Raw genomic sequence first — 22,473 nt, forward strand, 5'->3', positions numbered from 1 at the left:
GCCCTAGACTATGTAAAACCAGCCCAATACGTTGACCTTACGAATTGGTAGCTTGGTGAGGAGAATAATATGGCAGCAATGTTGTCCGGTGCAGAGATGGTTGTCCAATCTCTGATCGAAGAAGGTGTTGAACAAATTTTTGGATATCCTGGCGGCTCCGTTTTGGATATTTACGATGCACTTCATGCTAAGACAGATCAAATCAAGCACGTCCTCGTTCGTCATGAACAAGCCGCTACCCATATGGCAGATGGCTATACCCGTGCAACAGGCAAGCCAGGTGTCGTTCTGGTGTGCTCTGGTCCAGGCGCAACCAATACTGTAACGGGTATTGCGACCGCGTATATGGACTCAATTCCAATGATCGTGATTTCAGGTAACGTACCTAACAACCTGATTGGTAATGATGCCTTCCAAGAGTGTGATATTGTCGGTGTCTCGCGTCCGATTGTTAAGCATAGCTTCTTGGTTAAGAAGGCAGAAGATATTCCTGAAATCATGAAGAAAGCTTTCTATATTTCGACAACAGGGCGCCCTGGCCCAGTTGTTATCGATCTGCCTAAAGATGTAATGAATCCGCAGATCAAACTGCCATATGAATACCCTGCGACTATCTCAATGCGTTCGTACAAACCAACCACATCGGGGCATAAAGGCCAAATCAAAAAAGCTTTGAAAGCATTACTTGCAGCGAAAAAACCTGTGCTTTATGTCGGTGGTGGCGCGGTTATTTCAGAAGCCGATGAGCAGATTCTGAAGCTATCAGAGGCGTTAAACTTACCTGTCGTTAGTACCTTGATGGGGCTAGGCGCCTTCCCGGGTACGCATAAAAATTCTCTTGGTATGCTGGGGATGCATGGTGTGTATGAGGCCAATATGGCCATGCACAACGCAGACTTAATCTTTGGTATTGGTGTGCGATTTGATGATCGAACCACCAACAACTTGGAAAAGTACTGCCCGAATGCCAAAGTAATGCATATTGATATTGACCCGTCATCTATCTCGAAAAACGTCAAAGCAGACCTACCAATTGTTGGCTCTGCAGAGAAAGTGCTGGCGAGTATGGTGTCACTGCTCGAAGAGCAAGGCGCGACCAATGATAGTGATGCGATGCAGAGCTGGTGGGATGATATTCAGACTTGGCGTGATCGCGAATGTCTATCCTATGAATCGACATCTGAGCGTATTAAGCCTCAGCAAGTTATCGAAGTGCTACATAAATTGACCAATGGTGATGCCTACGTTGCGTCTGATGTCGGCCAGCATCAAATGTTTGCCGCGCTTTACTATCCGTTTAATAAACCACGTCGCTGGATTAACTCAGGTGGTCTTGGCACGATGGGCTTTGGTTTACCGGCCGGCCTCGGGGTTAAGTTTGCCAAGCCCGAGGAAGAGGTTGTGGTCGTCACCGGTGATGGCAGTATCCAGATGAACATTCAGGAACTGTCAACGGCGCTGCAATATGATATCCCAGTCAAGATCATTAACCTGAATAACCGTTTCCTAGGTATGGTGAAACAGTGGCAAGACATTGTTTACCAAGGAAGACATTCTAACTCATATATGAGCTCCGTTCCGGACTTCGTTGCGATTGCAGAAGCGTACGGACATGCGGGGATTCGCATTGAAACTCCAGACCAGCTTGAGTCTGGTTTGAAACAAGCATTAGAAATGAAAGATCGTTTAGTGTTTGTTGATATCAATGTTGATGAAACTGAGCATGTGTACCCAATGCAAATCAAAGGCGAAGGTATGGACAAGATGTGGCTAAGCAAAACGGAGAGAACATAATATGAGACACATTATTTCACTGCTAATGGAAAACCAACCGGGGGCATTATCCCGAGTGGTAGGTCTGTTCTCACAACGTGGCTACAACATTGAGTCACTAACTGTATCACCGACAGATGATGAAACGCTGTCGCGCTTGAACATCACAACGATTTCCGATGATATGCAGCTTGAACAGATCCAGAAACAGCTCAATAAGTTGATTGATGTGCTCAAAGTTCAGGAAGTCACTGAGCTTGATCATATTGAGCGTGAGCTGATGATGGTCAAAGTGAAAGCCAGCGGTTTTGCTCGTGCCGAAGTAAAGCGTACAGCGGATATCTTCCGTGGTCAGATTGTTGATGTCACCGCCTCTCAATACACGGTTCAACTGGCTGGTACTAGTGAAAAGCTCGATGCGTTCATTCAAGCGATTTCAGAAGTGACTGATGTCATTGAGGTTGCCCGAAGTGGTGTGGTAGGGATTGCACGTGGTGAGCGTTCGCTGAAGCCTTAAGCTGATACAAGCTGCTAAAGAAAAGCCTTAGTCATGGACTAAGGCTTTTTTGTTTAGGGATTATTTGTTAAGGAAGTTGACCGCTTTATCTGGGAAATCGGTAAACAGACCATCTACTTTGACTTGATTGTAGAAAACATCCATCATGCCCTCGAAGCTATCCGTGTAACTTGGAATACGGCCTGGGTCTGCTCGGAAAGTGTATGGGTGAACATCTAGGCCTGCTGCTTTTGCCTCTTTCATCAACGGCTTGATAATAATGTTATCTTTGGTTGATTTATCATCGACCAGCATTGGTTTCCAAGGGCCAATACCTTCGGCGTACTTGGCAACTTCCTTCATTGCGCCTGATTCGAACATCCAATCATAGCTGTACGGGGTTGCCGTATCACCTTGGTAGACCATGGTTTCGTTCCAGTCAGTGTAAGCCATCAGCTGCACTAATTTGAGATCCATATCCATACTAGGCATGAGTTCATCGTTAATGCGTTTGAGCTCATTGGCGTCAAAGCATTGCAAGTACACTTTGTCATCCTGACTGTCATAGCCGTACTGTTTTAATAACTTAAGCACTGCGGAAGAGATATCTTTGCCTTCATGACGGTGGAACCAAGGGGCTTTGATTTCAGGGTAGATACCAATATCGTAACCAAGTGTTTTGTTGAGCCCTTGAATCAGCTCAATTTCTTCGGCCAGTGTAGGGACGCTGAAGTCGGACTTCCACATCGGAAAGCGGGTTGGATAACCCGCGACTTTATTGCCATTGTCGTCAATATTGAACCCTTCTGTCACCTTCAATGTTTTGATTTCGGCGAGCGTAAAGTCAATCGCATAATAGCGGCCATCAGCGCGAGCACGATCAGGGTAGCGCTCTGCGACATCGGTGACCCGATCAAGGTAATGATCGTGTAAAACAACCAGTTGATCGTCTTTGGTCATAACGACATCTTGCTCAATGTAGTCCGGTTTCATTGCATAAGCTAATGCCTTAGCCTCTAAAGTGTGCTCGGGTAGGTAACCTGAAGCACCCCGGTGAGCGATGACCAGAGGATGAGCTATGGCACTGGTTGATAGGCTAAGAGCCAGAAACGTAGCGCAAACTGACGTTGTTTTCATTGTTCTTTCCTTGATTGATATAGAGGTAGCATGGCTACCTCTGTTATAGATATTAAGCGAGTGCCGCTTTTTCACTGTCTTTTTGTTTATGGTGATCACGTTCGCCAACAAATGCATACACTAGGCAGACGATGGATGCGATACAAGAAGCGATAAGAATGGCAAAACCACCATCCCAACCAAAGTGATCCACGGTGTAACCTAGAATCGCATTAGCGGCAACCGCACCACCAAGATAGCCAAACAAGCCTGTTAGACCTGCTGCGGTACCTGCGGCTTTTTTCGGTGCTAACTCGAGAGCGTATAGGCCAATCAGCATTACTGGGCCGTAAATCAGGAAGCCGATTGCGACGAGTGCCATCATGTCGACAGCAGGATTGCCAGCAGGGTTGAACCAGTAAATCAATACAGCAATAGTGACGAGCGCCATGAATAAGATGCCAGCTGGAGCACGGCGCCCTTTGAACAACTTATCGGAAATCCAACCACACAGTAACGTTCCTGGAATACCCGCCCACTCATAAAGGAAGTAAGCCCATGAAGATTTATCAACCGTGAAATCTTTCGCTTCTTTGAGGTAAACGGGAGCCCAGTCAAGCACGCCGTAACGAATTAAATAGACAAACGCGTTTGCAATGGCGATTGACCAAAGCAGTTTGTTAGAAAAAACGTATTTGAAGAAGATTTCTTTCGCCGTCATTTCCTGTTCATGCGATTTATCGTAATCATCTGGGTAGTCATTTTTGTATTCTTCAATCGGAGGCAAGCCGCAAGATTGAGGAGTGTCTCGAACTGTCATCCAGATGAAGATAGCAACCAACGTGGCAAAAAAAGCAGGAACGTAAAAAGCGGTGCGCCAGTCGTCATTAAATGCCCATAGACCGAGAATGAATAGTGGGCCAATCAAACCACCACCCACGTTATGGGCCACATTCCATACTGAAACGATTTCACCACGTTCCTTGCGTGACCACCAATGCACCATGGTTCTACCACAGGCGGGCCATCCCATGCCTTGGAACCAACCGTTGAGGAAAAGCAGGATGAACATTGCAGTGATACTGCCTGTTGCCCATGGCATAAAGCCGAAGCAGAACATGATCAATGCCGACATCAGTAAGCCGCCACTGAGGAAGTAACGAGGGTTAGAGCGGTCAGAGACACTGCCCATTAAAAACTTGGATAATCCGTACGCAATTGATACAGCAGCAAGTGCAACCCCAAGGTCACCACGGCTGAATCCTTGCTCAATTAGGTAAGGCATTGCCAAACTGAAGTTTTTACGGACTAGGTAATAGCCAGCATAGCCGACGAAAATACCGATAAAGAGTTGCCAACGTAATCGGGAATAGGTGCCGTCGATACTATCTGAAGATAAGCGATCGATGTGCGCCTTAGGTTTGAAGATTCCAAACATGAGGACCTCATTTTTATTGTGCGATGGTAAGGTAAAGGAAAGTGAACGAGCAAAATTCATTTCGTTCGAAAGTGTTGGGCATTGTATGAATAATGGTATTAATTTCTGTGATAAATGTTGCATAAGTATTAAATTTTACTTAAATACAGAAAGTTAGAAGGGAAAATTTCGATGTCGATTCCGGATTACGCACTTTTGGTTACGAACGAAAACTTTTCTATCGAACAGCTTTTGTTCATAAGAGAACATTAATTAGAGAGGGAATAAGAAAGGCTGGATTTATGAAGCAGAAACAAAAAGCCACCGCACAGACGGTGGCTCTTTTCTGGAAGGCGAAAGTTTAATGAAGGATACGTGCGCGTAGTGTCCCTTCGATCCCTTTGAGTTTCTTCAGCGCTTCTTCTGAGCGACTGGTTTCAACGTCGATCACTACATAACCAATATCAGCATTGGTTTGTAGATACTGACCGGCGATGTTGATGCCTTCTTCTGCAAAAATGGTGTTGATTTGCGTCAGGATGCCAGGGCGGTTTTTGTGGATATGCAGTAGACGTGAGCAATCACGATGCTCAGGCAGAGAAACCTCAGGGAAGTTAACACTCGAAAGTGTCGAACCATTGTCAGAGTATTTCGCTAGTTTGCCTGCCACTTCAACACCAATATTCTCTTGCGCTTCTTGTGTTGAGCCGCCGACGTGTGGTGTCAGGATAACATTGTCAAACTTTTGCAATGGTGACTCAAATGGGTCTGCGTTGGTTTTAGGCTCGGTTGGGAATACGTCAATCGCAGCACCAGCTAGGTGACCAGATTCCATCGCATGACAAAGTGCTTCAATATCGACCACAGTGCCCCGTGCGGCGTTGATGAAAATTGAGCCCGGTTTCATACGAGCAAATTCTTCCGCACCCATCATGTTTTTGGTACCCGCGGTTTCTGGAACGTGCAGAGAAATCACATCACACTTGTTTAGTAGTTCACTCATGGTATGCACTTGAGTGGCGTTACCAAGTGATAGTTTGTTCTCAATATCGTAGAAGTAAACACGCATCCCTAGGTTTTCCGCGATAATACCCAACTGCGTGCCGATGTGGCCATAGCCGATAATACCTAAACGTTTACCTCGTGCTTCGTACGAGTTGTCGGCGCTTTTTTTCCAGATACCACGGTGTGCTAGGGCGTTCTTTTCTGGAATCCCGCGCAGTAGAAGCAGGACTTGACCAAGAACCAATTCCGCTACACTGCGTGTGTTAGAAAATGGGGCATTAAACACTGGAATACCGCGAACAGCGGCTGCATTAAGATCGACTTGGTTGGTACCAATACAGAAACAACCAATCGCTACGAGCTTCTCTGCTGCGTTAATCACTTCCTGCGATAGGTTAGTGCGGGAACGGATACCGATGAAGTGAACATCCTTCACTGCTTCTAGCAATTCGTCTTCCGGTAACGAGCCTTTGTGGTATTCAATATTGGTGTAACCAGCAGCCTGAAGCACTTCTACCGAAGATGGGTGAAGACCTTCAAGTAGGAGGATCTTAATTTTGTCTTTTTCCAGTGAAACTTTGGCCATTGTTTTCGTCCTTAAAATGGAAATTTGGGGCTTAACTGGCGCACAAGCGGTGTAATGTTATTAAAGCAAACGTTTTATTAGCAAAAAGCCTGACGCAAACGTTTTCCTTGTGCGTCTTCTGTTCACTAAGTTAACAAAAAAAATACACTTTGGGTAAGAAAATTACGGAATAAGGAATAATTTTTATAGGATAAAAGACAAAAACGGCACCTAATGGTGCCGTTTGTAATGAAATAACTGAAACTGTCTTCAATTAGTCTTCGATTTTTGCCCCTTGAGGCGTGCCTGTGATCACGACATCCGCACCACGGTGAGCAAACAAGCCAACCGTCACAACACCTGCGATAGCATTGATTTTATCTTCCATTTCTTTCGGGTTGGTGATCTGCATACCATGCACATCAAGGATCACGTTGCCGTTATCTGTTACCACACCTTCACGGTATACAGGATCGCCACCAAGTTTTACCATTTCACGAGCGACGTAAGAACGCGCCATTGGGATGACCTCTACGGGTAACGGGAACTCACCAAGAACCTCAACGGCTTTGGTGCCATCTACGATACAGACAAACTTATCGGAAATAGCGGCAACAATTTTCTCGCGTGTTAGCGCCGCACCACCACCTTTGATCATGTCGCGCGTTGCGTTGATTTCGTCAGCACCATCAACGTAGACATCCAAGTTCGACACTTCATTACAATCGAAGACTTCAATACCTAAACCTTTGAGTTTTTCAGTCGATGCCTCTGAGCTAGAAACCGCACCTTTGATATCGTCTTTGATTGTACCGAGTGCATCGATGAAGTGATTTACCGTAGAACCTGTACCAACACCGACAATGCTGTCTTTTTCAACATACTTAAGTGCTGCCCAACCAGCTTCTTTCTTCATTTCATCTTGAGTCATGCCCATCTCCTGAACGAGGTTTGAAATTAACGTTTGCGGCGCGATTATATGATCAATCAGAGACTATTCCCAATCCCAGATCTGCTTTGGTGTCACTATTTTTGGCAAAGGTACATCCCAGGATTCAACAGGTAGCTTGTCGACTTGTTGGCAATCATGCGCAAGGCCGATAGGTTTAGCGCCTGACTTGTGGTGAAACCAAGGTTCTAGCGTCCGATCATAATAGCCGCCCCCCATTCCAAGTCGGTGGCCGTGATGATCAAAGGCGACTAAAGGGGTAGTAATGAGATCCAATTGTTGAACGGGGATAATACGCGTTTGATCTAGCTTAGGTTCTTGAATGTTATAGCGATTACGTACCATTGGTGTATCGCTATCATATCGAAGGAACAACAATTGGCCTGTTGAAAAAGGGTGAATAACCGGAAGGTAAATGTCTTTACCTTGCTGTCTGAGCCAGGCGATTAATGGAGCGGTATGGATCTCACCGTCAGTAGAAAGATACAGAGCAATATGCTGAGCTGAAGATAATTCTGGCAGTCGAGCAAATTGAGCGATCAAATCCGCTCCCGCTTTTAGCTGCGTCGCCTCATTGAGTTGATTGCGTCTGGTGCGGATGAGTTTTCTGAGGTCTTGTCGGGAAAGAGTCATAGGAGTACCCATAGTTACTGGGTACCGAGGAGGATACCCCAGAGTGCCGTTGGAGATTTTGACCCTTGAACCAGCTGGTTCAAGGCGGATCAGCAATGATAACCGTAGGCTTCTCGGTTCAAGCCGAGCTTGCTCAATAGCTATCAAGTACTAACCCTTGGGTATTGCTTATCGGCTCAGGGACGTAATCCCCTCACGAACACTCCAGGGTAAATTCTTGTTAAAGCTGTAAAGGCTATTGCTGTCCTGGCTTTACTTTACTTAGTGCTTCCGTCAGTGATGCGCTGAGCTTTTCCAGTTGCTCATTGAGTGCATTCTGCTGCTTTTCATCTACTGTATCACGGCTTTCGAGCTCATGACAGACGTTCAGAGCAACAAAGGTCAATAGTTGAACTTCATTGGTAATTTTGGTTTTTGCAGCCATGTCTTTTAAGCGTTCATCAAGGTTTTGAGCTGCATTACGCAAAGACTCTTCTTGTCCTGACGGGCAATTTACCAGAGTTAGCTTACCTAAAATTTCGACTTCAACTGCTTGATTACTCATACCGACTCTAAATGCGTTAGTAGGGGTGATGTGCAGACAATCACCGAGGGGGAAACTATAGGAAAAGGCTTGTTAAGATTCAAGCTTTTCCCCGCTAAGGTGAATAAATCATAACGCAATAACACAGTAATTGGGCAAATTGTGTAAAAGCTACCCACAATTGTGTAATCGCTCGTTTTCGCTGCTCTTGGTAAATGGTAGGATTGGCATTATTTAGCAAATTTTGGGTCTCTTTATGAGCGAACGCAATCTGCCAGAATACCTAACTTTGGCAAGTGAACTTCAGTCAGCTGGATTGGCCGTCACCCCTTCGGAACTGCACGGCTTATTGGCTGGAATGTTAAGTGGTGGTTTGAGTTTAACCGACAAAAGCTGGCAACCTCTTATCTTTGATTACACCAATGATGGTATGGGCTGGCCGACAAAATCTTTGCAGTTGGCTGAAGCTACATTAGAGGCGACGATCGTAGAGTTTACAGGTTCAGGAATGGATATTTCGATGTTGATTCCAGACGAAGAAGCTAGTGCTAGCTTGTTTGACACAGCAGATGGTGTCGCAGAATGGGTCAATCACTTCATTTCGGGTCTGGGGTTAGTTGGTGCTGAGCTGAAGAAAGCGTCTAAGGATGTCAAAGAAGCGCTGGCCGATCTGGAAGAGATTGCCAAGCTTGGCATTGATGAAGATGATGACATGGAAGAGCAAGCGCTGTTATTGGAGCAAGTGATTGAGCACGTTAAAGCTTGTGCGCTGACTATTCATTCTGAATTTGGCCAAAAGCCAGCAGAACAAAAAGCACCAACTACCCACTAATCAGGACTTCCCATGAAGCAGTTTGATGTTGTAATTGCTGGTGGTGCAATGGCGGGTATGACGCTGGCATTAGCGATTAATACACTTTCTCGACAGCCGATTTCTATTGCAGTTATTGAGCCTTATAAAGCTGATCACCAAGCTCACCCAGGCTTTGACTCCCGTTCTATCGCTCTATCATATGGCACCGTAAATATTTTAAAACAATTCGAGCTGTGGGAAGACATTTCAAAATTAGCGACCGCCATTGAACATATTCATGTATCTGATCGCTCTCATGCAGGCATGACAGACATCGACCATAAAGCAGTGGGTGTAGAAGCTCTAGGCTATGTGGTCGAGTTAGCGGATATTGGTCGCTTGTATCATGATAAAGCGGCTCAAGATCCTAATATTACTTTGCTTTGCCCTGCATCGGTGAACCGTGTTGAACGTTTGCAGGAAGAAGTGCATGTTTCTCTTGATAATGGGCAGGTGATCAGTGGAAAGCTATTAGTCGCCGCTGATGGTGCGGTATCAACCTGTTGCCAGCAAATCGGATTAGAGCTCAACGAGCATGATTTTGAGCAAGTAGCAGTGATTGCCAATATCAAAACAGCTCAAGCTCACCAAGGTCGTGCGTTTGAGAGGTTCACTGCATCTGGTCCAGTCGCCTTGTTACCAATGAGCGAACAGCGAATGTCGTTAGTTTGGTGTTTAAGCTCAGATGATGCACAGCGAATCATGTCTCTGAGTGAAGACGCATTTCTTGAAGAGTTGCAGCAGGCTTTCGGTTGGAGACTGGGTAAGCTGGAAAAAGTCGGACAACGAGCTGACTATCCATTGCTGTTGCGTTACAGATCGCAGAATACCTCTCACCGATTTGCCCTTGTGGGGAATGCTGCCCAGACGCTGCACCCAATCGCTGGACAAGGCTTCAATTTAGGGATCCGGGATGTTGCGACATTAGCCGAAGCGATTGCCAATCATGAGCATGATCCAGGTGTATACTCGGTTTTACGCCAGTTTAAGCATCGTCGTGAAAGTGACCGCCGCGTGACCATCACTTTGACTTCGTCTTTGGTGCATATTTTTTCCAATGACTACCTTTCGTTGCGTATTGGCCGAAATATCAGTTTAGCAGCGATGGACAATATTCCAGCTTTAAAAGCCCCTTTATTAGCGAGAACTTTAGGTTTAGTTTCTCGCTAGCAGATTGAATAAGGATTGAATTCAGATGATGCAAAGCGTTGATATTGCAATTGTCGGTGGAGGCATGGTCGGTCTAGCTTTGGCGGCGGCGTTTAAAGAGACTGACCTGCGTATTGCAGTAATCGAAAGCCGTGTTCCGGATAGTGAACTGGCTGAACTACCAGATGTCCGCGTCTCAGCTTTGAGCCGTTCAAGTGAAAATATATTACGTAACCTAGGCGCATGGAATGGTATCGTACAGCGTCGCGCCGCACCGTATTCAGCCATGGAAGTATGGGAGCAAGATAGCTTTGCCCGGATTGAGTTTGATGCTCAGAAGTTAGCCCAGCCAGATTTGGGGCATATTGTTGAAAATCGTGTGATTCAGCTTTCATTGCTTGAGCAGGTCAAGCAGCAGTCAAACGTTAGCTTATTTATGCCGACAAAATGCAGTTCGATGGCTATTGGTGAAAGTGAAGCTTGGTTAACGTTGGATAACGGTCAGTCCCTGACTGCTAAGTTGGTTGTTGGCGCGGATGGGGCTAATTCTTGGGTGCGCAAGCAGCAAGATATTCCTTTAACGCACTGGGACTATGGGCATAGCGCCGTTGTAGCGAATGTTTGGACAGCAGAAACGCACGACAGAGTTGCGCGTCAGATCTTTACACCACAAGGACCGCTGGCTTTTTTACCTATGGGTGAAAGCAATATGAGTTCGATTGTCTGGTCTACTGAACCGAATCGAGCCGACAGTTTAGTGGCCATGTCTGATGCTGAATTCAATAAAGCCCTGACGGCTGAATTTGATGCTCGACTAGGGTTATGTGAAGTCGTCGGACAACGCTTCGCTTTCCCACTCAAAATGCGTTATGCGCGAGACTTTGCCGTAGAGCGAGTTGCCCTTGTGGGGGATGCGGCTCATACCATTCACCCGCTAGCGGGGCAGGGTGTCAACCTTGGTTTGTTGGATGCTGCGAGTCTTGCCCAAGAGGTGATGACGTTATGGCGTAAAGGTGAAGACATTGGTGCTAAACGTAATCTCCGTAGTTACGAGCGCTGGAGAAAATCTGAAGCCGCGAAAATGATCGCAGCGATGCAAGGATTCAAAGATCTGTTTTCTGGGGATAACCCTGCGAAGAAGCTGGCGAGAGGTATTGGTATGGCGTTGGTTGGGCAATTGCCAGGAGCGAAAGATGAAATCATGAAACGTGCTCTTGGATTGAAAGGTGAGCTCCCTGCGCTAGCGCAATATCATGAGGCGACATTACCTTAGTTGTTTGTGTAAATCACAAAGGGTTGGCTAAAGCCAACCCTTTCTAATTCCTATTTACGCGTATGCGCAGCGTAGTCTCATTATTTCTTGGTTCACTTCTTTGACTGTCTGGAAATGTCGTCGCTCAGCTTTTTCCGGTAAGACGAGTTTACCGTTATCAAATTCAAACTTACCAATACCGTAGATATAAATCCTTCCCTTAAAGAGCCGACTTACGTGTTTAGCAATCATACTTGGTGTATAGCGCTTAAACAGTCTCATAGAGTAATCCTTATGTTTAGCAAGCACTGCAAAGTATACGATTTTCCGCCTATTTTTTATGTGATTATGGTGGAGGAATATGCAGTTAAATGTGTTTTTTTGGATATTTGTGTTGTTGTAGGCAAAACCGCGGATAAATATCCATTTTATTGTGACAATTACCTCAGTTATGTTCTGTTTCTGGAACTCATCTCGGATTATCACTCAGCAAAATAGTAAACCGGAGATTTATGACATTTATAAGAATAGTTTAACTTTTTTATAATATGCCAACTTACGGTAAATTTTTTGTATAAAAAAAGCCCGCTAAAATGCGGGCGAATAGTCACAGATGCATTACACAAAAAGTGGATGTCCTGAAACAATCAGTGGATTCACTTTTTCGTTGGAGAAGGATTTGTATGCTTATTACTATTTAATCGCTCAGCAGCTAAACATACCAAGCTATACATCATAATTCGCTCGTACTTTACCCAACGAAAATAAGCTTAATCTAAAATATTGATTGTGACTATATATTCTTTATTTTTGAATAATAATTTATTTTATTGGAGTGCTTTATTGAGTGGCTTATCACGATTTTATGCAAATGGAATGAGTGATAAGAGAGGTAAATGATGGTTATATCACCTGCAGATGTCGGCAAAGATCGGGTTGCAGAGCCGGATCAAGTCGTCCCTGTGGAGGGCTAAACCTGCCATATTTGAGCCACTGCTTATGGTGACTTTGGATTCGTTTAAGATTCGGTTATCAAAAATGATCGGCATGTTAATCGGAAGCAGTAAGGGTGTGACGGTGCCAATTTGATAACCTGTAAGCTCTTCCACCATTGATAAATCCACACAGGTCATTCGTCGACAGTCAAGCAATGACCGCACTTTTTTAGGATCAACTGATTTGTCTCCTGGTGCACAAGCTAACGCATACAAGTTACCCATATCACGCAATAGGATCGATTTAACCATCTGTGCAGGTCTAACTCCTCGTTGCCGAGCGGCATCATCAATCGTAATCGCTGGGGATTGATGCGGGAGGAGCTGGAAAGAAACCCGCTGCTCGGTCAAGTAGCGGGTGAGCTTGGTTTCGAACTTATTCATCATCTTCAAGAGAATAAGGAAGGGATTGCATAGTCCAGATGGTATTAGGTTCATCTTTTAAGCGGAATTGTGTGTCGGCGTCGAGGTTATTTGGTAAAACCGCAAGGCCAATAGCGATACCATCATTAAAGTGATAATGACTCATGAGTTGTCCTGCACTACGCCAATTATCACCGACGGAACGCTCTATTTCTGCTCCTGCTTTGAGCTCTGATTCGCAGTGACCTCTTAGGATCTGTAAGGCGCGCTTGTTCATGCCACGGTATTTTGCTCTAGCGACGGTTTCCTGGCCGGTATAACAACCTTTGCTAAAGCTGATGCCTCCGAGAGCCTGAACATTCAACGCTTGTGGAATATGTTCGCCTTGGTGCTCTTTGCTGACAGCAGGGATCGCCGCATTAATATCTAGGCAAGTCCAGATATCTTCGCAAGCCTTGGTCGCATTGATGGACTGGCATAGCTGGGCAGCCGTTGCGCTATCAACGGCTAACAACCATCGTTGTTCGTCGATTTTGAGGGCCGTGCCACCTTCGATAGCACGCACATCTCCACTTTGCTGTGACAGTTCCTCAATGACTTGATTGGCGTTAGTACCAATCAGGCCAAGCAATACGTCGTGGCTTTCAGCAAACTCGACATTTGAGAAAATGGCGTATTTCTTTAATTCCGCCAGCTCTGTTTCGATTGCCGACTTGGGCTGTAGCATGGCGTAACCGCCTTGGTGGTGGAACAAACGAAATACACTCCAAACCTTGCCTTTCGCATCACAGTGAGCACCAAATGTTGTCTCGTCTTCGGCAAGCTGAACCACATCACAGGTTACCTGACCTTGCAGGTAAGATTTTTTATCATCGCCTTGTGCGGTGATCATTCCCCATGACGTTAAGTGGGTGAGAACAAGTTCGGGAAGAGAATCTGAACTAGAGAGAGAAAGAGGTGCAAAATCTTGTTGCCATTCCATGATGATTACCTGAATGCTATCGAATAGCGCTATGTTAGCGCTGAAAGAGTGATGGAAACAACCTTTGAAGTGATAGGGATAAATGGTGTAAATCTGTTAGCTTGCTCGGGAGTGTGACTGAGTTAGTAGTTGTGGGCAATTTTGATTGTTACACTCGGCGCAAACAACCGAATAGGTGAGGAATAAGAATGTACACCACGGAAGAAAAAGCGCGAATCAAATGGGCGTGCCGCCGCGGAATGCTCGAATTGGATGTCGTGATTATGCCGTTTTTTGAAGAGTGCTTTGACGAACTCCAAGACAATGAGCAAAGAGATTTTGTGTCGTTACTTGAGTGCGATGACCCCGATTTGTTTACTTGGATCATGGGTCATGGTCGTAGTGAAAACTTAGGTCATGCATCCATGGTCGATAAGATTGTTGCCCACAACCTCAGTAAAGTGCGTTAATCTCTTCGCCACCAAGTCATTTCTATTTCAACAGGCTAATGCTATTTTCCTGATGTTGGCCTGTTGTCTTGTCATTTCTTCTGATCTACCTCTGCTTGCTGCAGTCTTTATCCTTATTAGACTGATTCAATACCACAGTGAAGCAACATGGATTACTGAACCTGTACAAGGCCATTTAACTTTCTCTTCTGCCTGCTCATGTGAGATTGACGGAAAACCGTTAGATATTAAAAAAAGTGTGCTGAGCTTGGCTATGTTTGGTGTGTTGATATGGTTCGAAAGCGGACAAAAACGTATTCTCTGGCGAGATAGTGTTGCAGAAGAGCACTACCGACAATTACTAGTGATGTTAAAAAGGGAACATTAAGTTCCCCCTTTGATTTATGACTGGATTTTCTTCGGTTCCAAAATAGTGGGGCCACTATTTGGTGCCAGTTCTGGGTAGTCGAGAGTGTAATGTAAACCTCGGCTTTCCTTACGCTCCATAGCGCAGCGAACCATGAGTTCCGCGACTTGAAGTAAATTACGTAGCTCAAGTAAGTTGTTAGAAACCTTGAAGTTACTGTAATACTCATGGGTTTCCTGCTGCAGTAGCTGGATGCGGCGTAAAGCCCGTTCAAGACGCTTATCGGTACGAACGATACCCATGTAATCCCACATAAAGAGGCGCAGTTCATGCCAGTTGTGCTGAATTACCACCTCTTCATCTGAGCAGCTCACCTGACTTTCATCCCAAGCAGGTAATGAAGGGGGAAGCTCTGCGTCGTCTAAACGTCGGATGATATCGTTAGCCGCCGACCATGCATAAACAACACACTCTAGTAATGAGTTCGATGCCATTCGGTTGGCGCCATGCAATCCGGTATAGCTGACTTCGCCAATTGCATACAACTGAGATAAATCCGTTTCACCTTGCTTATTGACCATGACGCCACCGCATGTGTAGTGAGCTGCCGGTACAACCGGAATCGGTTCTTTGGTCATGTCGATACCAAGATCCATCAAGCGGGTATATATGGTTGGGAAATGCTTTTCGATAAAGTCGGCAGGTTTATGGCTGATGTCTAAATACATGCAGTCTGCACCCAATCGTTTCATTTCAAAGTCAATTGCACGCGCGACGACATCGCGTGGAGCAAGTTCTTCTCTTTCATCAAAGTCTGGCATAAAGCGTGAACCATCCGGGCGACGTAGGAATGCACCTTCACCACGCAATGCTTCAGTCAAAAGGAAGTTTCTTGCTTCTGGGTGATACAAACAAGTTGGATGGAACTGATTGAACTCCATGTTGGCGACTCGACAGCCCGCTCGCCAAGCAATCGCAATACCATCCCCTGAGGACACATCAGGGTTTGAAGTGTATTGGTATACTTTAGATGCGCCACCCGTAGCTAGTACCACAAACTTGGCCCGTACCGTCTCAACGTGCTCTTGGTTTCGGTTCCAGATGTAAGCACCAACAATTTTATTTTTATCGCCACCCACCTTATCTTCGCAGATTAGGTCTAGGGTATTATGCCGTTCTAATACCGTAATATTTGGGTGATTGTGAGCGTTATCTTGCAATGAAGTCTGCATGGCCATACCTGTCGCATCTGCAGCATGCAAAATACGGCGATGGCTATGTCCACCTTCGCGTGTGAGGTGATAACGAGGTTGGTCATCACTGTCACCGTCTTCGCGGTCAAAAGGTACACCACCATCAATTAACCATTGAACACACTCTTTCGCGTTCTCTGCGATAAACTCAACGGTTTCTTGCTCACACAGACCAGCACCCGCGACGAGTGTGTCCTGAACATGAGATTCAATGCTGTCTGACTCATCAAACACAGCAGCAATACCACCTTGAGCGTAATATGTAGCGCCTTCACTTCTCGGCCCTTTACTCAATACAATGACTTTGCCATGTTCTGCTACACGTAACGCTAAAGACAGACCGGCTGCGCCACTACCTACCACTAACACATCACATTGATGTTCACGGTTTGCGTTCATAAAACTTTTAAATTCCCGAGTTAAGTTGTACTGGCGCCAATCCAACTTTTTAGCGTCAGTAATAGAGCGGCCTCGCTCTCTAAATCAATTTTTAAATTGCAACATGAACCCTGAAAATATCAGAGTTAGCTCACTATAGTAGCATTGGAATGAATGCAATTCTTGGTAAATAACATTGCTTTTAAGTTCTTTCGTCCCCACAATCTGGGGCAGAAGTTATAGGGTCATCACTTCTCAAATAAAATTCGAAGAAAGTTTGAACTTTATATTTATTGCTGAGTCACAATAGTGCTCAAGTAAGCAGTGGTGTCAATACTACATTTTGCATAATTAATGCTCATATCTGACAAGATAGGGGTTAATAACAATAGGAGTACCCGCTCGAATGAACGAGCAGCTGACCGATCAGGTGTTAATTGAGCGAGTTCAGAATGGAGATAAGCAAGCATTTAATCTATTGGTCACTAAATACCAAAATAAAGTGTGTAACCTTATTTCCCGCTACGTCAACAATCCGGGAGATGTGCCTGACGTAGCACAAGAAGCATTTATTAAAGCATATCGCGCCATACCAAGCTTTCGTGGCGAAAGTGCCTTCTATACTTGGTTATATAGAATTGCTGTTAATACTGCGAAAAACCATATTGTAGCTCAAGGCCGAAGACCGCCTGCGCAAGATGTGGATACTGAAGAAGCTGAATATTACGAAACTGGTAGTGCATTAAAAGAAATATCGAACCCTGAGAACTTAACGTTGTCCAAGGAATTGAAGCAAGTAGTTTTCAGTGCGATTGAAGCACTACCCGATGACTTAAAAACTGCAATGACGTTGCGCGAGCTTGATGGCTTGAGTTACGAAGAAATCGCTGCGGTGATGGATTGTCCTGTTGGAACGGTACGTTCACGTATCTTCCGAGCCCGTGAAGCGGTTGAGAAAAAGATTCAACCCCTTTTGCAACGCTAGTACCAGTAACATTAATGGTGAAAAGAATGGCTGACAAAGAAAAACTTTCAGCACTCATGGATGGAGAGTTGGTTGATAAAGCTTTAATTAGTGAATTAGAGCATGACCAAGGTAGCCTGAAAACCTGGAAAAATTACCATTTGATTGGTGATGTGATGCGAGGTGAAGCACCGGAAAAACCGGAGTGGAACATTGCCGATAGTGTTGCACTTGCTTTAGAAGATGAGCCTGCGCATTCGACGTTTACCTCAGGTAAAGTCACAGACATCAATGAGCAACGCACTGAAGCTCAGCCTACGCCTTCTCAAGCTCGTCGCCAATTACCTGCTTGGCTCAGTCAATTTGGTCAAGTAGCTGTTGCAGCATGTGTGTCATTGGCGGTGATTCTCGGTGTCCAGCAGTATGGTGGCAGTGAATCGGGCCAACAGGATACTGAGCAACTCCCAGTGCTACAAACTATCCCATTTACTGGTAGCGCAGAGCCAGTGAGCTTAACGCGCTCATCGGTTGAACAACCATCAGCAACGAGCGAAGCAAATGTTCAGGAGCAACGTCGTCGTATTAACGCTATGCTTCAGGACTATGAGTTACAGTTGCGTTTAAATAGCGACAGTACCGCAGAGCACAATGACAACCCAGAAACGGTAGTTGAATGAGAAAATTTCTGATCAGTGCGCTGACACTGTTCAGTTTGAGCTCGCCACTAGCCTTTGCAGAAGACAAACCTGCAGAGGCTTTGTTGCATCAAATGAACGAAGCCAGTCAGCATCTCAATTATGAACTGTCTTATATCCTGATTAAGAAAAACAGCATCGAACCTTTGCTGTATCGTCACGCTCGTGATGAAGAACAGCAACTTGCCCATCTTATTTACCTCAGCGGCCCAGTACGAGAAGTCATTCGTCGTGGTGATGAGGTCAGCTACATAGAGCCTGGCGTTGAGCCATTTACGATTGAATCGGGTAATATGGTCGCCCCAACTATCCCTCTTTTGGATGCCAATGTGGATGAATTGAGCGAGTTCTATGACTTTGTTCAAGTTGGTCGAGCGCGTGAGGCAGGAACGGCCTGTCAGGTATTGAGAGTGGCGCCAAAAGATGGACTACGCTACTCCTACATTCTGTGGGTTGATGAACAAACTAAGTTGCCTCTGAGGGCTGATCTGGTGGACCGTGATGGCGAAGTGCTTGAGCAGTTTCGTACGATTTCTTACAGCGTGAATGATCAGATTTCCGATATCCTGAGTGGGTTGAATACCGTTAAATTACCGGATGTCCTGTCTTTACCTAAAGGTGAACTTGAGAAAAGTTTTTGGACGGTTGGTTGGATTCCCAAAGGTTTTGAGTCCAAAGAGCTGAACCGTTATCGAATGGCAAATACTGATCGTATGGTGGAGACACAGATGTACAGTGATGGTTTGTTCAGCTTTTCTATTTATGTGTCTGAAAGTGACAATTACTCACTTAAAGGGCAGCTAGTTCGTCAAGGTAGACGAACGCTTCATAGCTTTGTTAAGGGCAACAAAGAGATTTCTGTCATTGGAGATATTCCTCCCGCTACAGCAAAACGTATTGCTCAGTCTGTCACCATTGATAAACAAGCGGGTACAGCACAATGATGACGGCGTTGGCAACCGTTTCTTCAGTGAGAGCTGGCCCATCTGGCTATGATATTGAGCTGAGCTGCGAGCAACAGACAAGTTGCAGTAGCTGCTCGTCACAAAAAAGTTGTGGTACTGGTATTGTATCTAAAGCGGTGGGAAACAAGTCTCTGCATTGGCATCTAGTGACCAGTAAAAGAGTTAAAGAAGGTCAAGTGGTGGAAATTGGCTTGCCGGAAAAAAGCCTCCTGCAATCTGCCGCGGTGGTTTATTTAGTCCCGTTGTTTGCCATGATCCTAGGCGCTGTTGTTGGACAGTGGCTATTAGCGCCAGCGTTTGGTCTTGGCGAGGGTATTGCTATCCTGACATCTGCTATCTTTACTGTGGCAGGCATTTATGGCGCAAAAACTCTAGCCGCCAATTTTGAGCGCCAGTCACTGCGAGACGTTATATTACTTCGGGTTTTGGGAGAACCAATTAGCTAGTGCGAAGTGCACAGAAATTGGGTAGAATCTGCCAACTTGATTGAAACGCCGTCACAAGACGGCTTTCTTATGTCCCTATTTTAAAGAGTTTAGTCACACCAAATCATGAAGCACATTCGTAACTTTTCGATTATCGCCCACATCGACCATGGTAAGTCGACCCTATCAGACCGTTTGATCCAAGACTGTGGTGGATTGAGTGACCGTGAAATGGCAGCTCAGGTTCTGGACTCCATGGACCTTGAACGTGAGCGTGGCATCACTATTAAATCTCAAAGTGTGACACTCAACTATACCGCTAAAGACGGTGAAACCTACCAATTGAACTTCATCGATACTCCAGGGCACGTTGATTTTGCCTACGAAGTTTCTCGCTCTCTAGCTGCATGTGAAGGTGCGTTGCTGGTGGTTGATGCTGGTCAGGGTGTTGAAGCTCAGACCTTGGCTAACTGCTATACCGCGATCGAAATGGATCTGGAAGTGGTGCCAATTCTGAACAAGATCGATCTACCTGCTGCGGATCCTGAGCGAGTAGCAGAAGAGATCGAAGAAATTGTTGGCATCGATGCGATGGAAGCCACGCGCTGTTCGGCGAAAACGGGCCTAGGCATTGAAGACGTACTAGAAAACATTGTCTCTGCGATTCCAGCACCAGAAGGTGACCCTGAAGCACCACTGCAAGCTTTGATCATTGACTCTTGGTTTGATAACTACCTAGGTGTTGTTTCTCTGGTCCGTATTAAAAATGGCGTTCTGAAGAAGAATGATAAGATCAAGGTGATGAGCACTGGCCAAGTTTGGGGTGTGGATCGTCTTGGTATCTTCACACCTAAGCAGGAAGACACGACAGAGCTGCGAACGGGTGAAGTAGGCTGGGTTGTCTGTGGTATCAAAGATATCCTAGGTGCGCCTGTTGGTGATACGCTAACGCTAGCAAAGCATGGTTGTGAAGAGCCGCTGCCAGGGTTTAAGAAAGTGAAGCCTCAGGTATACGCCGGGCTATTCCCTGTCTCATCGGATGACTACGAAAACTTCCGTGATGCACTAGGTAAACTGAGCCTAAACGATGCGTCTCTGTTCTATGAACCAGAAAACTCAGCCGCTCTAGGCTTTGGTTTCCGCTGTGGTTTCCTCGGCATGCTGCACATGGAAATCATCCAAGAGCGTCTGGAGCGTGAATACGATCTCGACCTGATTACCACTGCGCCAACAGTAGTGTACGAAGTAGAGCAAACGGATGGCGAAATTCTTTACGTTGATAGCCCTGCTAAGCTACCAGCAGTGAATGATATCGAAGAAATTCGTGAGCCGATTGCGCGTTGTAACATCCTTGTACCTTCAGATTACTTAGGTAATGTGATTACTCTGTGTGTTGAGAAGCGTGGCGTTCAGGTTGATATGGTATATCACGGTAACCAAGTCGCTGTGACTTACGATATTCCGATGGCGGAAGTGGTTCTCGATTTCTTTGATCGTCTGAAATCAACCTCTCGTGGTTATGCGTCTTTGGATTACAACTTCCAGCGTTTTGAAGCGTCTAACATGGTTCGTGTAGATGTACTTCTCAACGGTGACAAAGTGGACGCACTGGCATTGATTACGCACAAAGATCAATCTCAGACTCGTGGTCGTCAGTTGGTAGAGAAGATGAAAGAATTCATTCCACGTCAGATGTTTGATATTGCGATTCAGGCTGCGATTGGTAACCATATTATTGCGCGCTCAACGGTTAAACAGCTACGTAAGAACGTAATCGCAAAATGTTATGGCGGTGACGTGAGCCGTAAGAAGAAGCTACTGAAGAAGCAGAAAGAAGGTAAGAAACGTATGAAGCAGATCGGTAACGTAGAACTGCCTCAAGAAGCCTTCTTAGCGATCTTACACGTAGGTAAAGATTAATTTGTTGGGTAACGACTCAATATAAGAACTTGTTAAGTGAAAGGGTTTCGGCTCTTTCACTTTCGTATTTTTTAGGTAAGGGAAGTCAATGGCAAATACATTTTCACTGTTCTTGGTTATTGTCACTCTGGTGACCGGTATTGTTTGGGTGCTGGAAAAGCTGGTGTTTGCGAAGAAACGTCAGACTAAACTAGCTGCAGTTGAAGCTCAGACAAACGGACTGGATACTGCGACTGCTGAACAAGTGGAAAAGCAGCCATGGTGGATTGAAAACAGTGTTTCAATTTTCCCTGTTATTGCGGCTGTTTTGGTATTGCGCTCGTTTATCTACGAACCGTTCCAAATTCCTTCAGGCTCAATGATGCCGACTTTATTGGTAGGAGATTTCATTCTGGTTGAGAAATACGCATACGGTCTAAAGGACCCTGTGTGGCGTACACAACTAGTTGAAACGGGTAAGCCAGAGCGTGGCGACATCGTGGTATTCAAATACCCACCTCAGCCAAACATTGACTACATCAAGCGTGTTGTTGGCCTACCGGGTGATACGGTTCGCTACAGTAATAAGAAAGAAGTATGTATTCAGCCTAAAGGTGAGAGCCAATGTACTCAGGTTCCCTTATCAAATGTGGAAGAAAGCCCATTTATCCAAGATGGCGTACCTCTGATTCAACTGAACGAAAAACTGGGGGAGGTTGAACACCAGATTTTGGTTAACCCATTACGCCGTGATCGTGTTTCGGCTTACCAGCCTCGCAGCGGTGTAAATGAGTGGGTGGTGCCTGAAGGTCAGTACTTTGTGATGGGTGATAATCGTGACAATAGTGCTGACAGCCGTTATTGGGGCTTTGTTCCAGAGGCAAATTTGGTTGGTAAAGCGGTTGGTATCTGGATCAGCTTCGAGTTCGAACGTGATGCAGATAGTCTTTTACCATCATGGATTCCAACTGGTGTGAGATTCAACCGCATCGGTGGTATTAACTAACTTCTCGTGATGGGTGGCGTTG

22 protein-coding genes and 1 other RNA gene are annotated in these 22,473 nt (G+C 45.5%); 12 read left to right on the forward strand and 11 right to left on the reverse strand.

The window, feature by feature from the left end; translation table 11 throughout:
* Positions 1–69: 69 nt before the first annotated feature.
* Together CTT30_RS02150 and ilvN are read left to right on the forward strand one after the other, a co-directional pair.
* On the forward strand, positions 70–1,794 hold the full coding sequence (locus tag CTT30_RS02150) for an acetolactate synthase 3 large subunit (RefSeq protein WP_239876899.1): 1,725 nt from the start codon (positions 70–72) through the stop codon (positions 1,792–1,794).
* Position 1,795: 1 nt separating this feature from the next.
* Positions 1,796–2,290, forward strand: coding sequence for an acetolactate synthase small subunit (gene ilvN / locus CTT30_RS02155; protein WP_006957816.1), 495 nt, complete (start codon positions 1,796–1,798; stop codon positions 2,288–2,290).
* A gap of 60 nt (positions 2,291–2,350) precedes the next feature.
* On the opposite strand, the gene glpQ is transcribed toward ilvN, so the two are convergent.
* From glpQ to CTT30_RS02190, 7 genes are all read right to left on the reverse strand, one after another.
* Positions 2,351–3,406, reverse strand: a complete 1,056-nt coding sequence (gene glpQ / locus CTT30_RS02160) for a glycerophosphodiester phosphodiesterase (protein ID WP_252035918.1) — start codon at positions 3,404–3,406, stop codon at positions 2,351–2,353.
* Between the two features lie 52 nt (positions 3,407–3,458).
* The gene (glpT, locus tag CTT30_RS02165; RefSeq protein ID WP_239838550.1) at positions 3,459–4,823 is read right to left on the reverse strand and encodes a glycerol-3-phosphate transporter; all 1,365 of its coding nucleotides are present in this window, start codon (positions 4,821–4,823) and stop codon (positions 3,459–3,461) included.
* Between the two features lie 340 nt (positions 4,824–5,163).
* Entirely contained in the window at positions 5,164–6,393 is a 1,230-nt protein-coding gene (gene serA, locus CTT30_RS02170; RefSeq protein WP_239838549.1) for a phosphoglycerate dehydrogenase, read from the reverse strand.
* 253 nt (positions 6,394–6,646) lie between these two features.
* On the reverse strand, positions 6,647–7,303 hold the full coding sequence (gene rpiA / locus CTT30_RS02175) for a ribose-5-phosphate isomerase RpiA (protein ID WP_252035919.1): 657 nt from the start codon (positions 7,301–7,303) through the stop codon (positions 6,647–6,649).
* 63 nt (positions 7,304–7,366) lie between these two features.
* The gene (locus tag CTT30_RS02180; RefSeq protein WP_252035920.1) at positions 7,367–7,954 is read right to left on the reverse strand and encodes a 5-formyltetrahydrofolate cyclo-ligase; all 588 of its coding nucleotides are present in this window, start codon (positions 7,952–7,954) and stop codon (positions 7,367–7,369) included.
* 31 nt (positions 7,955–7,985) lie between these two features.
* Positions 7,986–8,168, reverse strand: a non-coding RNA gene (gene ssrS / locus CTT30_RS02185) — 6S RNA.
* A gap of 21 nt (positions 8,169–8,189) precedes the next feature.
* On the reverse strand, positions 8,190–8,498 hold the full coding sequence (locus CTT30_RS02190; protein WP_239838546.1) for a cell division protein ZapA: 309 nt from the start codon (positions 8,496–8,498) through the stop codon (positions 8,190–8,192).
* A gap of 235 nt (positions 8,499–8,733) precedes the next feature.
* Between CTT30_RS02190 and CTT30_RS02195 the strand changes: the two genes are divergently transcribed.
* From CTT30_RS02195 to CTT30_RS02205, 3 genes are read left to right on the forward strand one after another with little or no spacing between them, the layout of a single operon-like run.
* Positions 8,734–9,309 (forward strand): YecA/YgfB family protein, encoded by a 576-nt coding sequence (locus tag CTT30_RS02195; RefSeq protein WP_252035921.1) that lies wholly within the window; start codon positions 8,734–8,736, stop codon positions 9,307–9,309.
* 12 nt (positions 9,310–9,321) lie between these two features.
* The gene (ubiH, locus tag CTT30_RS02200; RefSeq protein WP_252035922.1) at positions 9,322–10,500 is read left to right on the forward strand and encodes a 2-octaprenyl-6-methoxyphenyl hydroxylase; all 1,179 of its coding nucleotides are present in this window, start codon (positions 9,322–9,324) and stop codon (positions 10,498–10,500) included.
* A gap of 25 nt (positions 10,501–10,525) precedes the next feature.
* Entirely contained in the window at positions 10,526–11,752 is a 1,227-nt protein-coding gene (locus tag CTT30_RS02205) for an FAD-dependent 2-octaprenylphenol hydroxylase (RefSeq protein ID WP_239868854.1), read from the forward strand.
* A 54-nt stretch (positions 11,753–11,806) separates the two neighbouring features.
* Here the strand turns inward: CTT30_RS02205 and ytfK are convergent, their stop codons facing one another.
* The 3 genes from ytfK to ygfZ form a co-directional block, all read right to left on the reverse strand.
* Positions 11,807–12,013 (reverse strand): stringent response modulator YtfK, encoded by a 207-nt coding sequence (gene ytfK / locus CTT30_RS02210; protein ID WP_239838542.1) that lies wholly within the window; start codon positions 12,011–12,013, stop codon positions 11,807–11,809.
* A 626-nt stretch (positions 12,014–12,639) separates the two neighbouring features.
* On the reverse strand, positions 12,640–13,113 hold the full coding sequence (locus CTT30_RS02215; protein ID WP_252035923.1) for an aminoacyl-tRNA deacylase: 474 nt from the start codon (positions 13,111–13,113) through the stop codon (positions 12,640–12,642).
* On the reverse strand, positions 13,103–14,071 hold the full coding sequence (gene ygfZ / locus CTT30_RS02220; protein WP_252035924.1) for a tRNA-modifying protein YgfZ: 969 nt from the start codon (positions 14,069–14,071) through the stop codon (positions 13,103–13,105). Before ygfZ ends, CTT30_RS02215 begins: the two co-directional genes overlap by 11 nt.
* A gap of 188 nt (positions 14,072–14,259) precedes the next feature.
* Between ygfZ and CTT30_RS02225 the strand changes: the two genes are divergently transcribed.
* Positions 14,260–14,520 carry an FAD assembly factor SdhE gene (locus CTT30_RS02225; protein ID WP_239838539.1) on the forward strand — a complete coding sequence of 87 codons (261 nt, stop codon included), beginning with the start codon at positions 14,260–14,262 and terminating at the stop codon, positions 14,518–14,520.
* Between the two features lie 381 nt (positions 14,521–14,901).
* On the opposite strand, the gene nadB is transcribed toward CTT30_RS02225, so the two are convergent.
* Positions 14,902–16,518: an L-aspartate oxidase gene (gene nadB / locus CTT30_RS02230; protein WP_252035925.1), complete on the reverse strand. Its 1,617-nt coding sequence runs from the start codon at positions 16,516–16,518 to the stop codon at positions 14,902–14,904.
* A 385-nt stretch (positions 16,519–16,903) separates the two neighbouring features.
* On the opposite strand from nadB, the gene rpoE reads away from it, so the two are divergent.
* The 6 genes from rpoE (at position 16,904) to lepB (ending at position 22,451) form a co-directional block, all read left to right on the forward strand.
* The gene (rpoE, locus tag CTT30_RS02235; protein WP_006957798.1) at positions 16,904–17,482 is read left to right on the forward strand and encodes an RNA polymerase sigma factor RpoE; all 579 of its coding nucleotides are present in this window, start codon (positions 16,904–16,906) and stop codon (positions 17,480–17,482) included.
* A 26-nt stretch (positions 17,483–17,508) separates the two neighbouring features.
* The gene (locus tag CTT30_RS02240) at positions 17,509–18,138 is read left to right on the forward strand and encodes an RseA family anti-sigma factor (protein ID WP_239876454.1); all 630 of its coding nucleotides are present in this window, start codon (positions 17,509–17,511) and stop codon (positions 18,136–18,138) included.
* Positions 18,135–19,100: a sigma-E factor regulatory protein RseB gene (gene rseB / locus CTT30_RS02245; protein ID WP_239868808.1), complete on the forward strand. Its 966-nt coding sequence runs from the start codon at positions 18,135–18,137 to the stop codon at positions 19,098–19,100. Before CTT30_RS02240 ends, rseB begins: the two co-directional genes overlap by 4 nt.
* Positions 19,097–19,567, forward strand: a complete 471-nt coding sequence (locus tag CTT30_RS02250; RefSeq protein ID WP_239876455.1) for a SoxR reducing system RseC family protein — start codon at positions 19,097–19,099, stop codon at positions 19,565–19,567. The genes rseB and CTT30_RS02250 overlap by 4 nt, the downstream gene beginning before the upstream one ends.
* A gap of 105 nt (positions 19,568–19,672) precedes the next feature.
* Positions 19,673–21,466 (forward strand): translation elongation factor 4, encoded by a 1,794-nt coding sequence (gene lepA / locus CTT30_RS02255; protein ID WP_043006850.1) that lies wholly within the window; start codon positions 19,673–19,675, stop codon positions 21,464–21,466.
* Positions 21,467–21,554: 88 nt separating this feature from the next.
* Complete coding sequence (gene lepB, locus CTT30_RS02260; RefSeq protein ID WP_252035926.1) at positions 21,555–22,451, forward strand: signal peptidase I; 897 nt, start codon at positions 21,555–21,557, stop codon at positions 22,449–22,451.
* Positions 22,452–22,473 lie beyond the last annotated feature (22 nt).

Source organism: Vibrio coralliilyticus, assembly GCF_024449095.1.
Classification (GTDB): Bacteria; Pseudomonadota; Gammaproteobacteria; order Enterobacterales; family Vibrionaceae; genus Vibrio; species Vibrio coralliilyticus_A.

Coding starts and splice junctions, on each gene's coding strand:
- CTT30_RS02150 (WP_239876899.1), top strand. CDS start 70: ATGGCAGCAATGTTGTCCGGTGCAGAGATGGTTGTCCAATCTCTGATC.
- ilvN (WP_006957816.1), top strand. CDS start 1,796: ATGAGACACATTATTTCACTGCTAATGGAAAACCAACCGGGGGCATTA.
- glpQ (WP_252035918.1), bottom strand. CDS start 3,406: ATGAAAACAACGTCAGTTTGCGCTACGTTTCTGGCTCTTAGCCTATCA.
- glpT (WP_239838550.1), bottom strand. CDS start 4,823: ATGTTTGGAATCTTCAAACCTAAGGCGCACATCGATCGCTTATCTTCA.
- serA (WP_239838549.1), bottom strand. CDS start 6,393: ATGGCCAAAGTTTCACTGGAAAAAGACAAAATTAAGATCCTCCTACTT.
- rpiA (WP_252035919.1), bottom strand. CDS start 7,303: ATGACTCAAGATGAAATGAAGAAAGAAGCTGGTTGGGCAGCACTTAAG.
- CTT30_RS02180 (WP_252035920.1), bottom strand. CDS start 7,954: ATGACTCTTTCCCGACAAGACCTCAGAAAACTCATCCGCACCAGACGC.
- CTT30_RS02190 (WP_239838546.1), bottom strand. CDS start 8,498: ATGAGTAATCAAGCAGTTGAAGTCGAAATTTTAGGTAAGCTAACTCTG.
- CTT30_RS02195 (WP_252035921.1), top strand. CDS start 8,734: ATGAGCGAACGCAATCTGCCAGAATACCTAACTTTGGCAAGTGAACTT.
- ubiH (WP_252035922.1), top strand. CDS start 9,322: ATGAAGCAGTTTGATGTTGTAATTGCTGGTGGTGCAATGGCGGGTATG.
- CTT30_RS02205 (WP_239868854.1), top strand. CDS start 10,526: ATGATGCAAAGCGTTGATATTGCAATTGTCGGTGGAGGCATGGTCGGT.
- ytfK (WP_239838542.1), bottom strand. CDS start 12,013: ATGAGACTGTTTAAGCGCTATACACCAAGTATGATTGCTAAACACGTA.
- CTT30_RS02215 (WP_252035923.1), bottom strand. CDS start 13,113: ATGATGAATAAGTTCGAAACCAAGCTCACCCGCTACTTGACCGAGCAG.
- ygfZ (WP_252035924.1), bottom strand. CDS start 14,071: ATGGAATGGCAACAAGATTTTGCACCTCTTTCTCTCTCTAGTTCAGAT.
- CTT30_RS02225 (WP_239838539.1), top strand. CDS start 14,260: ATGTACACCACGGAAGAAAAAGCGCGAATCAAATGGGCGTGCCGCCGC.
- nadB (WP_252035925.1), bottom strand. CDS start 16,518: ATGAACGCAAACCGTGAACATCAATGTGATGTGTTAGTGGTAGGTAGT.
- rpoE (WP_006957798.1), top strand. CDS start 16,904: ATGAACGAGCAGCTGACCGATCAGGTGTTAATTGAGCGAGTTCAGAAT.
- CTT30_RS02240 (WP_239876454.1), top strand. CDS start 17,509: ATGGCTGACAAAGAAAAACTTTCAGCACTCATGGATGGAGAGTTGGTT.
- rseB (WP_239868808.1), top strand. CDS start 18,135: ATGAGAAAATTTCTGATCAGTGCGCTGACACTGTTCAGTTTGAGCTCG.
- CTT30_RS02250 (WP_239876455.1), top strand. CDS start 19,097: ATGATGACGGCGTTGGCAACCGTTTCTTCAGTGAGAGCTGGCCCATCT.
- lepA (WP_043006850.1), top strand. CDS start 19,673: ATGAAGCACATTCGTAACTTTTCGATTATCGCCCACATCGACCATGGT.
- lepB (WP_252035926.1), top strand. CDS start 21,555: ATGGCAAATACATTTTCACTGTTCTTGGTTATTGTCACTCTGGTGACC.